Genomic DNA, 14,110 nt, shown 5'->3' with positions numbered 1-14,110 from the left:
TCATCAATCCGTAACACTGGCCCGGCCGTCAACTCGGCCCCGCCGAAACGTCCAGGACCAGTCCCATGGCCACCATACGCCTGACCGCCGCCGAGGCCACGGTGCGCTTCCTTGCCGCCCAGATGACCGAGGTCGAGGGCCGGACGCTGCCCCTGTTCGGGGGCGTCTTCGCGATCTTCGGGCACGGCAATGTCGCGGGACTCGGGCCGGCGCTGGAGGCGAACCGGAAGGCGCTGCCGACCTTCAGGGCGCATAACGAACAGGCCATGGCCCATGCCGCCATCGCCTTCGCCAAGGCCCATGCCAGGCGCCGCATGATGGCCTGCACCACCTCCATCGGGCCGGGCGCCACCAACATGGTGACGGCGGCGGCGCTGGCGCATGTGAACCGGCTGCCGGTGCTGCTGCTGCCCGGCGACGTCTTCGCGAATCGCCGGCCGGACCCGGTGCTGCAGCAGGTGGAGAGCTTCGCGGACGCGACCGTCTCCGCGAATGACTGCTTCCGCCCGGTGTCGCGCTACTTCGACCGGATCATGCGGCCGGAGCAGCTGCTGGCGGCGCTGCCGGCGGCGATGCGGGTGCTGACGGACCCGGTGGAATGCGGCCCCGTGACCATCGCGTTCCCGCAGGATGTCCAGACCGAGGCCTTCGACTGGCCCGCCGAGTTCTTCCGCAAGCGCCTCCACCGCGCCCGCGCGCCGGAGCCGGATGCGCGGGAGCTGGCGGCGGCGGCGGAGGCCCTGAAGGCCGCGAAGCGCCCGCTGATCCTGGCCGGCGGCGGCGTGAAGTACAGCGGCGCGGAGGCCGCGCTGGCCGATTTCGCGCATCGCCACGGCGTGCCGGTGGCGGAGACGCAGGCGGGCAAGGGGAGCCTTTCCTGGGACCACCCGCGCAATGCCGGCGCCATCGGCGTGACAGGCAGCGCGGCGGCCAATGCGCTGGCGGCCAAGGCCGATCTGGTGCTGGCGGTCGGCACGCGATTGCAGGACTTCACCAGTGGATCGCGCGCGCTGTTCGGCGGCGCGCATCTGCTTGGCCTCAACGTCGCCGCCTTCGATGCGGTGAAGCATGAGGGCCAGCCGCTGGTGGCCGATGCCGCCCGCGGCCTGGCGGCGCTGAGCGGCGCGCTCGGCCGCTGGGCAGCGCCGCGGGAATGGCAGGAGAAGGCGGTGACCGCGACCGCGCGCTGGCACCGCATGGTGGAGAAGGTGACGGCGGCACCGAAGCCGAAGGACACGGCGCTGCCTTCCGACGCGCAGGTGCTTGGCGCCGTGAACCGCGCCATGCCGGCGGATGGCGTCGTCGTCTGCGCGGCCGGCGGCCTGCCGGGCGAACTCCATAAGCTGTGGCGCGCAACGGATGCGGCCAGCTACCACCTGGAATACGGCTATTCCTGCATGGGGTATGAGATCGCGGGCGGCCTCGGCGTGAAGATGGCGCTGCCGAAGCGGGACGTCGTGGTCCTGGTCGGCGATGGCAGCTACCTCATGATGAACAGCGAGATCGCGACCTCCGTCATGCTCGGCGCGAAGCTGACCATCGTGGTGCTGGACAACAGGGGCTTCGGCTGTATCAACCGTCTGCAGCGAGGCACCGGCGGCGCGCCGTTCAACAACCTGCTGCAGGATGCCGCGCCGCGCGTCGATTTCGCGCTGCATGCGAAATCCATGGGCGCCATCGCCACCAAGGTGGACGGAATCGCCGGGCTGGAAGCGGCGCTGCCCAAGGCGCTGGCGGCGAAGCGCACCAGCGTCATCGTCATCGATACCGACCCGCAGGTGAGCACCGCGGAGGGCGGCGCCTGGTGGGACGTGCCCGTGGCCGCGGCGCCCAAGGGCGAGGCCCAGATTGCAGCACGGCGCGCCTATGAGGCGGCGCTGAAGAAGCAGGAACACTGAGATGCGCGTGAAGCTGGCGATCAACCCGCTGACCTGGACCAATGACGACATGCCGGAACTCGGCGCGGAAACGCCGCTCGAGACCTGCCTGGCGGAGGCGAAGCTCGCGGGCTTCGCGGGTGTCGAGCTCGGCAACAAGTTCCCGCGCACGCCCGCCGCGCTGAAGCCGATCCTGGATGCTCATGGGCTGGCGCTCGCCTCCGGCTGGTACGGGTCGAACCTGCTGGAGCGCGACGTGGATGCGGAGATGGAAGCCGCGGAGCCGCATATCGCGCTGCTCTCCGCGCTGGGCTGCACGGCGATGGTGCATTGCGAGGTGACCAGCGCCATCCATGGCAACAAGGGCAAGCCGGTGGCGGAGCGGCCGGTCCTGACCGAGGCGCAGTGGGATGTGCTGCTGCCGCGGCTCGATGAGATGGCGAAGCGGCTAGGCGATCGCGGCCTGGCGATGGCCTATCACCACCACATGGGCACGCTGATCGAAAGCGAGGCCGAGATCGATCGCATGATGGCGGGCACGAAGCATGTCGGCCTGCTGCTCGACACCGGCCATCTGACCTTCGCGGGCGGCGATCCTGTCCGCGCCGCGAAGAACCACGCGAAGCGCGTGACGCATTTCCATGCCAAGGATATCCGCGCCGATGTCATGGCGGATGTGAAGGCGCGGAACCTCTCCTTCCTCGACAGCGTGCTGGCCGGCGTCTTCACCGTGCCGGGCGATGGCTGCGTGGATTACGCTGCCGTGCTGCCGCATATCGCCGCCGCGGGCTATTCCGGTTGGCTGGTGGTGGAGGCGGAGCAGGATCCCGCCATCGCGCATCCGCTCACCTATGCGCGGATGGGGCATGACAACCTCGCCCGCTTCGCGGCTGCCGCCTTCGGGTGACGAAGACCGTCATCCTGCATGCCGATGATGTCGGCATGTGCCATGGCGCGAATGTCGCGTACCTCGCGCTGTTCCGCGCGGGGCGGATCGACAGCGGCAGCGTCATGGTGCCGTGCCCCTGGTTCCCGGAGATCGCAGCCGAGGCTAGGTGCGATGCATCGCTCGACCTTGGCGTGCATCTGACGCTGACCAGCGAATGGCCCGCCTATCGCTGGGGGCCGATCTCCACGCGCTCCCCCGCGTCGGGGCTGATGGATGGCGATGGCTACTTCCCGCCCAACGTCGCGACCCTGCGTGCGACGGTGAAGCCGGAGGCGGCGCTGGCGGAAATGCGGGCGCAGATCGATCGTGCGCTGGCCATGGGCATCGATGCCACGCATCTCGACACGCATATGGGCGCGGCGCTGGCGCCGGAGATCCTTCCGCACACGCTCGACCTCGCCCGCGAATACCGGCTGCCGCTGCTGCTGCCGCGGGCGATCGACAGCTATCTCGGCGTGCTGAAGCTCGGCGAGGTGGATCGCGGACTCTATGCGGACGCCTTCGCGATGATGAGCGAGGCCGGCATGCCGGTGATCGAGCGCTTCGCCATGACGCCAAACCGCGACGTGACTGCGGAGAACTACAGCGACATCGTCGTGCCGGGTGGGGAGGGGATCACCTTCGTCTCGCTGCACCCGAATGCGCCTGGCGATATCGAGGCGATCACGGCGGCGCATCCGCGGCAGAAGCCGGAGTGGCGGATCGGCGAGTATCAGCGCTTCGGCGATGGCACCATGCAGGCGGTGATGGACGCGCACGGCGTCGCGCGAAGCGGCTTCCGCGTGCTCAGGGATCGCTGGAGGGGGTAGGCGGCACGGCCTCCGCCAGCAGCCAGTCGCGGAAGGCCGCGACGCGCGGCGCCGGCGTGCCGGGGGGCAGCAGCAGCCAGTAATGGTCGCCGGTCGGGGCCTCGGTCTTCGACAGCTGGACCAGCCGCCGGCGCCGCACCTCCTCCGCCACGAAGGCGGGCGAGCAGATGACGGCGCCGAGCCCTTCCGCCGCCGCCTGGATGGCGAGCGTGGTGCTCTCGAACAGCAGCGGGGAGGTGGGGGGCGGCAGGCCCTCGGCGTCGTGCCACAGTGCCCAGTCGCGCGGGCGGACGCGGCTGCCGAGCAGGCTCATCACCTCCAGCCGCCCGCGTTTCGCGGCGAAGGGCGCGACCATCACGGGTTGCAGGCGCACCGCGCCGCGGCCGGGCGGCTTGTCGGCCGGTGCGGTGCGGATGGCGGCGTCCAACGCCTCTCGCGCGAAATCCACCACCGGATCGGTGCTGGTCACCACCTCCACCTCCTGCCCCGGATGCAGGGCGCGGAAGCGGGGCAGGCGAGGGATCAGCCAGCGCAGGGCCCAGGTGGTATAGGCGCGGATGCGCAGCGGCGTGGCGCCGCGCAGCGCCGCCGTGGCGGCGGCGATGTCGGCGAAGGCGCGGCTCAGCGCCGCGGCGTAGCGCTCCCCTTCCTCTGTCAGCCGCAGCGCATTGGCGCCGCGATGCACCAGCGCCACGCCCAGCACCGATTCCAGTTCGCGGATGCGCCGGCTCATGGCGGGCTGGGTCAGGTTCAGCCGCGCCCCGGCCGCCGTCAGGCTGCCCGTCTCCGCCACCAGGGCGAAGCTGCGCAGCGCGGCAAGCGACGGAAGGTCAGGCTTCATGGCCGGGCAGCATAACCGCGGCTTGGGGTAGGGCAAGCATTGCGCGCTGGCGCCGCCTGCCCCATGCCGTCACACAGCCTGAACCAGGCGGCCGAAGCGCCGCCGACCGGAGGAAACAACCATGCGTCGCCGCGATGCCCTGAAGCTGCTCCCCGCCGCCCTGCTGCCCCTGCCTGCCTACGCACAATCCTTCCCTGCGCGCCCCGTGCGCATGGTCATCCCCTTCACCGCCGGCGGCAGCAACGACGTGGTCGGGCGCATGCTGGCCGATGGCATGGCCGCCAGGCTCGGCCAGCCCGTGGTGGTGGAGAACCGGGGCGGCGCGGGCGGCGTGCTCGGGAATGACGCCGTGGCCAAGGCGCCGGCGGATGGGCACACCATGCTGCTCGCGGGATCGGGCAGCTTCGTCATTTCCTCGCTCGTGCAGCCGCGCCTGCCCTACGACCCCGTGCGGGACTTCGCGGCCATCGCTTATCTCGGCGCCTCGCCCAACGTGATCTGCGTCCATCCGTCGCTGCCGGCGCGGAACCTGGCGGAGTTGCAGGCCTTCGGGAAGCAGCGCCGCGAACCGCTGCGCTTCGGCACGCCGGGCGTGGGCACCAACGGTCATGCGTTGGGCGCCATGATCGGCGTGGTGCTGGGGATCGAGTTGGAGGCGATCCACTACCGCGGCACCGGCCCGGCGCTGAACGACATCCTGGGCGGGCGGCTCGATATCCTGACCAATGCCTCGGCACCGCTGCAGCCGCATATCGCGGCGAATACGCTGCGTGCCTTGGCCGTCGCGGGGCAGTCGCGCAGCGTCGCGCTGCCCGATCTCTCCACCAGCGTGGAACAGGGTTTTCCGGAGCTGGACAGCGCCACCTGGTACGGGCTGCTGGCTCCCGCGGGGACGCCCGCCGACCGCATCGCCACGCTGCACGCCGCCGCCAAGGGCGCGATGGAGGATGCGGAGATCCGCCGCCGCCTCATCGAGGCCGGCGTCGATGAGATCGCGCCAAGCCCCGCACCCGACCACTTCACCCGCCTGCTGGCCAGCGACCGCGAACGCTGGGCCGGCGTGGTGCGTCGCGCCAACCTTCGAGTCGATTGAGGACCATCGCGTCATGTCAGACCCCGCCATCCTGCTGGCCGTCACCAACGGCATCGCGACGCTGACCTTGAACCGCCCGGCGGTGCGCAACGCGATCGACGATGCCATGCGCGGCGAGATGATCGAGGCGCTGGAGACGGTCGCCGCCGACCCCGCCATCAAGGCGCTGGTGGTGACGGGCGCCGGCACGGCCTTCTGCGCCGGCGGCGATGTGCGGGGCATGAAGAACCGCCTGGCGGCATCGGCCGAGGAGGTCGCGATCAATGGCTGGCGCCGCCAGGCGCGCACGCACAAGTCGATCACGTTGCTGCATTTGATGCCGAAGCCGACCATCGCGGCGGTGAATGGCGCGGCGGCGGGGCTCGGCGCCGATGTGGCGCTGGCCTGCGACTTCATCCTGGCCGGTGAGGCCGCGCATTTCACCATGAGCTTCATCAATCGCGGCCTGATCCCGGATGGCGGCGGCATGTATTTCCTGCCGCGGCGCATCGGGCTGTCGAAGGCCAAGGATCTGGTGTTCAGCGGCCGCCGCGTCGGTTCGGCGGAGGCGCTGGCGATGGGGCTCGCGGATCGCGTCGCGCCGGACGGCGATCTGCTGGCGCAGGCGCAGGCATGGGCGGAGCAGGTGGGGGCGGGGTCTTCGGCCGCGCTGGCGCTGGCCAAGGCGACGCTGGACCGCAGCCTTGAATCGACCTTCGAGCAGGTGCTGGCCATCGGCAGCCAGAGCCAGGCGATCTGCTACACCACCGCGGAACACCGCGCCTCCGTCACCGCCTTCCTCGAGAAGTCGAAGAAGTGAGCGCGGGCCTCGATGCGCTGCTGCGGCCCCGCAGCGTCGCGGTGGTTGGTGCCTCCACCGACCTGACCAAGACGGGCGGGCGGCCGGTCGGCTACCTGGTGCGGCACGGCTTCGCCGGTGATGTCTGGCCGGTGAACCCGCGGGCCACGGAGATCGCGGGGCTGCGCTGCTTCCCCGATGTGGCCTCGCTGCCTGGCGCGCCGGATGTCGGCATCGTGCTGGTCGGGCCGGAACGCGCGGAGCAGGCGCTGCGGGACCTGTCGGCCAAGGGTTGCAAGGCAGCCATCGTGCTGGCGGGCGGCTATGGCGAGACCGGCGAGGATGGCATGGCGAAGCAGGCCCGGCTGCGCGCGGCCTGCGGGCCCATGCGCCTCCTCGGCCCCAACACCACCGGCCTGGTCAACCTCGCCGACCGCATCGTGCTGAGTGCGACGGGCGCGCTGGAATTCGAGGATCTGCCCGCGGGCGGCCTTTCCGTGGTGTCGCAATCCGGCGGCATCCTCGGCGCGCTGCTGTCGCGCGGCGCGGCGGCGGGCATCGGCTTCGCGCGCCTCATCGCCACGGGGAACGAGGGCGACATCGAGGCCGCCGAGGTGCTGGACCACTTGGTCGATGATCCCGCGACCCGCTGCATCGCGCTGTACCTGGAGGGCATCCGCAACCCCGCCGCCTTCCGCCGCGCCGCGCGCCGTGCCGCGGCAGCGGGCAAGCCCGTCGTCGTCTTCAAGGTCGGGCGGAGCGAGGCGGGGGCGCAGGCCGCCATCTCCCACACCGGCGCCATGGCCGGCGCCGACCGCATGTATGACGCCTTCTTCGCCAGCCTCGGCGTGATCCGCGTCGATCGCTTCTCCGACCTGCTGGAGGTCTCCGCCGCGCTGTCCGGCGAGCGTCGCGCGGCGGGGTTCCGGGTGGCGGTGCTGACCTCGACCGGCGGCGCCGGCGCGCTGGTCGCGGATGCGACGGGGCTCGCGGGCGGCACGCTGCCGCCGCTCGACCCGCCGACGGCAGAGCGGATCGGCGCGCTGATCGGGGAGGCGGTGGCGGGCAACCCGGTGGACGTGACGCTGGCCGGCGTGCGGCCGGACCTGTTCCGGGGCGCCATCACCGCGCTGCTCGACAGCCCCTCCTACGACCAGTTGGTCGTCATCGTCGGCTCCTCCGCGCTCGCGCAGCCGACGCTGGTGGCGGATGCGATCCTGGAAGCGCGGGCCGGCAGCGCGAAGCCCGTCATCGCCTATGTCAGCCCCCACGCGCCCCACATCGCGGCCGGGCTGAATGCGCGTGGCGTCCCCGCCTCCACCACGCCGGAGGGGATCGCCGCGATCCTCGCTGCGCTCGCCCGGCCCACCCCGGCCCTGGCTCCCGAAGCGCCGGCCGAGGCGCTGGACCTGCCCTCCGGCCCGATGGATGAGGCGGAGGCCAAGCGCCTCTTCGCCCGCTACGGCGTGACTCCGGTGCGGGAAGTGGCCGCGCGGACGCCGGCGGAAGCGGGCGTCGCGGCCGCCGGGCTCGGCGACCGCCTGGTGGTGAAGATCCTGGCCCGCGACATCGCGCATAAGTCCGACATTGGCGGCGTGGCGCTGCGGGTCGCGCCGGGCGAGGTGGCCGCCACCGCCGCCGCGCTGGTCGCGAAAATCCCGCAGGCCGAGGGCGTGCTGGTGCAGGAGATGGTGACGGGCGGGGTCGAGATGATCCTCGGCCTGATCCGCGACCCGCATCTCGGCACCGCCGTGCTGCTGGGCGCCGGCGGCACGGCGGCGGAGGTCTTCGGCGACACCGCGCTCCGCATGCTGCCGCTGTCCCGGCCCGATGCCCTGGCCATGGTGCGCGGCCTCAAGGCGCATCGCCTGCTGGCCGGCTTCCGCGGCGCCCCCCCGGCGGATGAGGCCGCGCTGGTGGAGGCCGTGCTGGGCTTCGCCCGGATGGGCGAGGCGCTGGGCGACCGGCTGCTGGAGGCGGAGATCAACCCGCTCTTCGTCCTGCCGGCGGGGCAGGGGGTGCGGGCGGCGGATGGGGTGGCGATCCTGGCGTAACCGCCGGGGCGCACACTTCGTCACGGCCGGTTTCCTCCCCATGGCCGCCGGGATCGTCTATCCGGTCCCGGCCCGTGTCAGAGAATCCCCGCCCTTCCTCCCCCTTGCCGCGTTTCGGCGCCTCCCGGCCCGGGCCTGTGCCGCGCCGGTCTCGCCGGCGGCGGGTGCTGGCCTGGCTGCTGGGCTCGGCGCTGCTGCATGCGCTGGTGATGGCGCTGCTGCTCTGGGAGGGTCCGCGGGACCGTCGCGACCTCAACGCCATCGCCCCGGCCATCGAGGTTGTCTTCGAGGGCGGCAGCCCGGAGCGTTCGGCAGCCGAACCGCCCCCGGGCTTCGAGGTGCCGCCCGCGGCGGACGCGCCCCTGGTGGCGGAGGCCGTGCCCGCCCCGCCCCAGGCCAGCGCCCCGCCCGCACCCGTGGAAGCGCCGGAGCCGCCGCCTCCGCCCGCCACGCCGCCGCCGCCCGCACCGCCCTTCCCGGAAGCCCGCGTGGTGCCGCCACCCGCGCCCCGCCCGCCGGCGCCGCCTCCACCCCCGGCGCCCGCCGCCCCGCCCGCCGTCACGCCCCCGCCGCCACCCGCGCCACCCGGCGTGGTCGCCCTGCTGCCGCCGCCCCCGCCCACGGCACTGCCCGTGCCGGAAGCCCCGCCGCCGGAGGCGGCGGAGCCGCCACCCCTGCCGAGTGCGGCGGAGATCCTGCCGCCCGCCCAGCCGCTGCGCCTTCGCCCGCGCTTCGAGGCGCCGCCGCGCCCGGCCGCGGAGCCGCCGCGACAGCAGGCCGCGCCCGTGCTGCCGCCCGGCAGCGTCTTCGTGCCCGGTGGCGTGCAGCTTGGCGCGCCATCCCGCAGCGCGCCGCCCGGGCGGCGCCAGGCGCAGGGGCTGGACCTCACCGTCGATCCCCGCCTGGCGGAAGGCGCGGCCAGCACCGACCCCAGCGTGCGCGTCACCGGCGCGCAGGTCGGTGCCGACTGGAGCGCGGCCTTCCGCCGATGGATGGACCAGAACCTGCGCTTTCCCTTGCGGGCGGCGCAGCTTGGTGAGTCCGGCACGGTGCGGGTGCAGGTCATCGCGGGCCCGGATGGCCAGGTGCGGAGCGTGCGCCTCACCGGGCCTTCCGTGTCGCCCTCCCTCAATTTCGGGGCGACCTTTCCCTTCAGCGGCGCGACGCTGCCAGCCTTCCCGCCGCCCGCCGATCCGAACGGGGTGACGATCGATCTGACGGTGAACTACATCCTCATCCGGCGCTGATTGTCCGAAAAATGATCCGCGGTCGTTAAAACTCGATCCTGCAGGGGTGCCCGGTTAAGAAGGCTGGCAACACAAGCCGGACATAACGCGTTCGTGACCCCGTCCCCCACCGCCCGGCATTCGCGCCGCCCCTTCTGGCCCATCATCGCGGTGATCGGCGTGCTCGCCGTGGCAGCGGGCGCGCAATATGCGGGGCAGCGCTTCGTGGCGCGGGAACGGGCAGAGCATGAGGAGGTAGCGCTTGGGCGCGCGGAGGCCGCCGCCGAGATCGCCGCGCAATTCGTGCTTCGCAGCCTGGACGAGCTGTCCGGCTTCAAGGTGCTGGCGCAGCGCTGGGCCGCGCTCGACGCGGCGGAGCAGGGTCCGGTGCGGCGGGAGATGGAGGAGGCGCTGCGCCAGACTCTGCGCGACCGCGGCGGGCGGCCGACGCCCTTCCTCAGCATCGTCATCCTCGGCGCCGATGGCGGCCTACGCTGGTCCACCAACGTCATGGCGCAGAGCTTCAACGCCGCGGACCGTGACTATTTCATCGCGCTGCGGGACGGCTTCCCGGGCACCTTCCTGACGGCGCCGCAGATCGGGCGCGGCACGGGCCTCACGGTGATCCTGGCGGCCCAGGCCTTGCGCGACGCCACCGGGGCCTTCGCCGGCACCATGATGGTGGGGCTCGATCCCGGCGACCTCTCCCGCTCCCTCGCCTCCGTCGCCCAGCAGGATGGCGACGTGGTGGCGCTGCTGCGCCGGCAGGGGGAGTTGCTGGCGCGGGTGCAGAAGGGGGCGCCGGACGTCTCGGCGCGGCTGATCGGTCAGGTGCCGCCGAGCATGGAAGCCTGGCGCGAGGCCGGGGGCGAATCTGGCCGCGCCTCCTCCGCCGGCCGCAATGCCTTCACGGGCGTGGAGCAGTTCCGGGCCATCCGCCCCGTACCCGACACCAACTTGACGGTCTTCGCGGCCGTGCAGGCCGAGGCGCAGCTGCTGTCGCTGCCAGCGCTGGAGACCACCATCCGCCTGATGGTGCTGGGGCTGGCGGCGGCGGGGCTGATCGCCGTGGCGGGCGGCGTCGCGGCCTCCCGCGCCGCGCGCCTCCGGCTGGAAGCGGCGGCGCTGCTGCAGGGCCGCGGGCAGGTGGAAAGGCTGCATCGCGGCCTGCCCGTCGTGCTCTTCCTGCGCGACAGCGAGGGCCCGCGCGGACCCTCGCGCCTGCTCTATCGCGGCGGTGATGTGGAACGCGTCACGGGCTGGACGGATGGGCGGCTCAACGGCCTGACGGATTGGACATCCTACGTCGCCAAGGGGACGCCCTGGATCGATGAGTGCATCGCCGATGCGCTGGCGCGGGGCAGCACGGAGTATGACTGGCAGCTGCGCCAGCCCGATGGCAGCTATCGCTGGATGTCCACGGTGCTGGTCCGCGTATCGTCTCGCCCCGATGGCGGCGGGGAGGTCGTGGGCTACACCCGCGACGTCACGGCCCAGTACCAGGCCGCGCAACGCGCGGAAGCCGCGCGGCTGGAACTGGACCAGACGCTGGGCGCCGCCCCCGTCGTGGTGTTCCGCGGCCGCGTCTCCGACGACGGCACCTTTGAGAAGACCTACATGAGCCGCGGCATCGAGCGGATGGCCGGCTGGACGGTGGACGCGCTGGCCGGGCAGGGCGGGCTGCTCAGCATCGTGGACGACCCCGCGCGGCTTGCCGCCGAATGGGCCGCGCTTGCGCGCGATGGCGCGGTGAGCGGCGACCATGCGCTGCGCTGTGCCGATGGCCGCGTGATCACGGTGGTCATCACGATGCAGGCGATGCATGCCGCCGGCGATGGGCGGACGGAAATCGTCGGATACATCGCGGATGTGACGGCGGAGCGTGAAGCCAAGGCCCGCGCCATCACCGGCGCGCGCCTGGCCTCCCTGGGGGAGATGTCGGCCGGGCTGGCGCATGAGCTGAAGCAGCCCCTGCAGGCCATCACGCTGGCCGCCACCAACACGCAATCGGCGCTGGACCGTGGCGACAGCAGTGCTGCCGGGCAGCGGCTGCAGCGCATCATCGGCTACGCGCGGCGCGCCGCCGACGTGATCGAGCATCTCCGCCGCTTCGCGCGCGGGCCGGAGATGGGGGGCGAGCCGCAGCCCGTGCCCCTGCAGGCGGCGATCGAGGGCGCGCAATCCCTGGTCGGCGCCAGCCTGCGCGACGCGCAGGTGGAGTTGGTGATCACGCTCGGCGATCCGCCGCCGGTGGTGCTGGGGCATCTGGTGGCGCTGGAGCAGGTGCTGTCGAACCTGATCATGAATGCGCGCGACGCCGTGGTGCAGGGCGACGGGCCTCGGCGCATCGTGGTGGAGGCCGTGACGGACGCGGCCGCGGGTCAGGTCCGGCTGACGGTGAGCGATACGGGCGGTGGCCTGCCGGATGCCGTGCTGGCGCGCCTGTTCCAGCCCTTCGTCAGCACCAAGGGGCCGGACCGCGGCACGGGGCTTGGCCTGTCCATCTGCCACGGGCTCGTGACCGGGATGGGCGGCACCATCGTCGCCACCAATGAGGGCTCGGGCGCGGTATTCCGGATCACCCTGCCGGCGGCCTGATCAGCCCCTTCCGCGCTGCTGCGCGGCCATGCGGACGGCCGCGTTCACCGCGCCGAAGCCGGCATAGCCGCCCTCCCGCTCCGTGATCTCCAGGAAGAAGCGGTCATGGAAGGGCGCGGTATAGGCGTGCAGGAAGACGCCGCCGGTGCCGTCCTGGTCGAACAGCAGGTGGCGTTCGCGTAGGCCCGCGAGCGCCGCATCCTCCAGCCCCACGCGCGCGGCGAGGTCCTCGTAGTAGTTCTCGGGAATGTCGAGCAGCGGCGCGGCGCGGGTGGAGGCCGCATCGACCACCGCGGCGGCATCCTTCGTGGCGAAGGCGATGTGGTGCACGCCGGCGCCGGCCAGCGCCGAGACGAAACGCCCCGTGCCCGTGCGCGTGCTTTCGGAGACGTTGAGCGGCAGGCGCACCGACCCGTCCCCGCCCGTGAAGGCGCGGGACCGCACCAGCCCGTAGGGGTCCGGCAACTCCCAAGGCGCATCGGCTTCCAGCCCGAAGACCGCGCGGTAGAACAGGACGAAGCTGTCGAGCATCCCGGGCGCCAGCGCCTGCGCGACGTGATCGATGCCCGTCAGGCCGCCTTTGTCTTCCCCCGCATCGGGCAACAGATGAAAGTCGTCCTCCCAGATCGGGGTCGGGCTCGGCGACTGCACGAGGTAGATCAGCGTGCCGTCCGGCGCGCGCACGGCGGGGATGCGGCGCTCGCCCTCGCCGACCCGTTCGCGGAAGGTGGGGCAGCGCAGCGCCTCCGCCCTTGCCACGACGCGGGCGGGATCATCGACGCGGAAGGCCATGGCGCAGACCGTGGCGCCGAGCTGCGCGAAGCGCTCTGCCGCCGCGCTGTCGGGTTCCGCGTTCAGCACGATGTTGGCGCCGCCGTTGCGCCACAGCTCCACGGCCTTCGATTTATGCGTGCCGGCGCGGCGGAACCCCAGCGCGGCGATGAAGGCGGCGAGCTCGGCGCGCGCCGTCTCATCCACCGCGAACTCCACGAACTCGATCCCCGCGAGCCGCGGCACCGCCGGCAGCGCCGCGACCTTCGCCTGTTCGCCGAGCCAGACCAGGCTGCGCAGCCCGTCGCGGGCGATGCGGCGGGAGGGGGCGGCGCGGAATTCGTCGTTGAAGATCTCGAGCGAGAGGGGGCCCTTGTAGCCCGCATCCAGCGTGGCGCGCAGGAAGCCCGCGACATCCAGCTCCCCCTGGCCGGGAAAGGTGCGGTGGTGGCGGGACCAGGAAAGCGGGTCCATGCTCAGCCGCGGCGCATCCGCGAGTTGCAGGAAGAACAGTTTCTCCGGCGGCACCGCCTGCGACAGGCCCTCGAGGTCGTCGCCGAGGCAGAGCGTGTGGAAGCTGTCGAGGATCAGGCCGAGCGCCGGATGGTCCGCGCGCTTCACGATGTCCCAGGCCTGGCGCCATCGGTTGGTATGGCGGCCCCAGGCGAGGGCCTCGAAGCCGACGCGCAGCCCCCGCTTCGCGGCGCGCTCCGCCATCTCCCGCAGGTCGGCGCTGGCGCGGGCAGGGTCGTCGATCGCGGCGGCCTGGGTATTGGAGCAGACCAGGACCAGGTCCGTCCCCAGCGCCTGCATCGCATCGAATTTCCGCTCTGCCCGGTCCATGTTCCGGGCGCGCGCGGGCTCGGGCATCGACTCGAAGTCGCGGAAGGGCTGGAAGATGGTGATGGCGAGGCCGAGATCGGCGGCCATGCGCCCGGCCTCGGCGGGCGATCCATCGAAGGCGAGGAGATCCTGCTCGAAGATCTCCACCCCCTCGAACCCCGCCGCGGCGGCCGATTCCAGCTTGTCCGGAAGCGTGCCCGAGAGACAGACCGTGGCGATCGACCGCTGCATGCTTTCTCGTCCCATCAGGCGCCGGGACACGCATAGCGCA

At 72.4% G+C, this 14,110-nt stretch carries 10 protein-coding genes; 8 read left to right on the top strand and 2 right to left on the bottom strand.

The window, feature by feature from the left end; all coding sequences use genetic code 11:
• Positions 1 to 65: 65 nt before the first annotated feature.
• From iolD to G3576_RS03800, 3 genes are read left to right on the top strand one after another with little or no spacing between them, the layout of a single operon-like run.
• A complete protein-coding gene (iolD, locus tag G3576_RS03810; protein ID WP_164692964.1) occupies positions 66 to 1,898 on the top strand; it encodes a 3D-(3,5/4)-trihydroxycyclohexane-1,2-dione acylhydrolase (decyclizing) in 1,833 nt (610 codons plus the stop codon).
• A gap of 1 nt (position 1,899) precedes the next feature.
• Entirely contained in the window at positions 1,900 to 2,784 is an 885-nt protein-coding gene (gene iolE, locus G3576_RS03805) for a myo-inosose-2 dehydratase (RefSeq protein ID WP_164692963.1), read from the top strand.
• Positions 2,781 to 3,635 carry a polysaccharide deacetylase family protein gene (locus G3576_RS03800; RefSeq protein ID WP_164692962.1) on the top strand — a complete coding sequence of 285 codons (855 nt, stop codon included), beginning with the start codon at positions 2,781 to 2,783 and terminating at the stop codon, positions 3,633 to 3,635. Before iolE ends, G3576_RS03800 begins: the two co-directional genes overlap by 4 nt.
• Here the strand turns inward: G3576_RS03800 and G3576_RS03795 are convergent.
• The gene (locus G3576_RS03795) at positions 3,613 to 4,476 is read right to left on the bottom strand and encodes a LysR family transcriptional regulator (RefSeq protein ID WP_164692961.1); all 864 of its coding nucleotides are present in this window, start codon (positions 4,474 to 4,476) and stop codon (positions 3,613 to 3,615) included. The two genes, G3576_RS03800 and G3576_RS03795, sit on opposite strands and share 23 nt — an antisense overlap.
• Positions 4,477 to 4,597: 121 nt before the next feature.
• Between G3576_RS03795 and G3576_RS03790 the strand changes: the two genes are divergently transcribed.
• The 5 genes from G3576_RS03790 (at position 4,598) to G3576_RS32495 (ending at position 12,225) form a co-directional block, all read left to right on the top strand.
• Positions 4,598 to 5,569, top strand: coding sequence for a Bug family tripartite tricarboxylate transporter substrate binding protein (locus tag G3576_RS03790; protein ID WP_164692960.1), 972 nt, complete (start codon positions 4,598 to 4,600; stop codon positions 5,567 to 5,569).
• A gap of 13 nt (positions 5,570 to 5,582) precedes the next feature.
• On the top strand, positions 5,583 to 6,368 hold the full coding sequence (locus tag G3576_RS03785) for an enoyl-CoA hydratase/isomerase family protein (protein ID WP_164692959.1): 786 nt from the start codon (positions 5,583 to 5,585) through the stop codon (positions 6,366 to 6,368).
• The gene (locus G3576_RS03780; RefSeq protein WP_328728385.1) at positions 6,365 to 8,401 is read left to right on the top strand and encodes an acetate--CoA ligase family protein; all 2,037 of its coding nucleotides are present in this window, start codon (positions 6,365 to 6,367) and stop codon (positions 8,399 to 8,401) included. The genes G3576_RS03785 and G3576_RS03780 overlap by 4 nt, the downstream gene beginning before the upstream one ends.
• 137 nt (positions 8,402 to 8,538) lie before the next feature.
• Entirely contained in the window at positions 8,539 to 9,648 is a 1,110-nt protein-coding gene (locus G3576_RS32500; protein ID WP_164692958.1) for an energy transducer TonB, read from the top strand.
• Between the two features lie 93 nt (positions 9,649 to 9,741).
• Positions 9,742 to 12,225 carry an ATP-binding protein gene (locus tag G3576_RS32495; protein WP_164692957.1) on the top strand — a complete coding sequence of 828 codons (2,484 nt, stop codon included), beginning with the start codon at positions 9,742 to 9,744 and terminating at the stop codon, positions 12,223 to 12,225.
• Here the strand turns inward: G3576_RS32495 and G3576_RS03765 are convergent, their stop codons facing one another.
• Positions 12,226 to 14,070: a bifunctional sugar phosphate isomerase/epimerase/4-hydroxyphenylpyruvate dioxygenase family protein gene (locus tag G3576_RS03765; protein ID WP_235951376.1), complete on the bottom strand. Its 1,845-nt coding sequence runs from the start codon at positions 14,068 to 14,070 to the stop codon at positions 12,226 to 12,228. It abuts the gene before it with no gap.
• Positions 14,071 to 14,110: the final 40 nt, after the last annotated feature.

It is taken from the genome of Falsiroseomonas algicola (genome assembly GCF_011040385.1).
Lineage (GTDB): Bacteria > Pseudomonadota > Alphaproteobacteria > Acetobacterales > Acetobacteraceae > Falsiroseomonas > Falsiroseomonas algicola.
The sequence above is the reverse complement of the archived record's forward strand: the minus strand, read 5'-3'. Positions and strand labels throughout refer to the sequence as shown.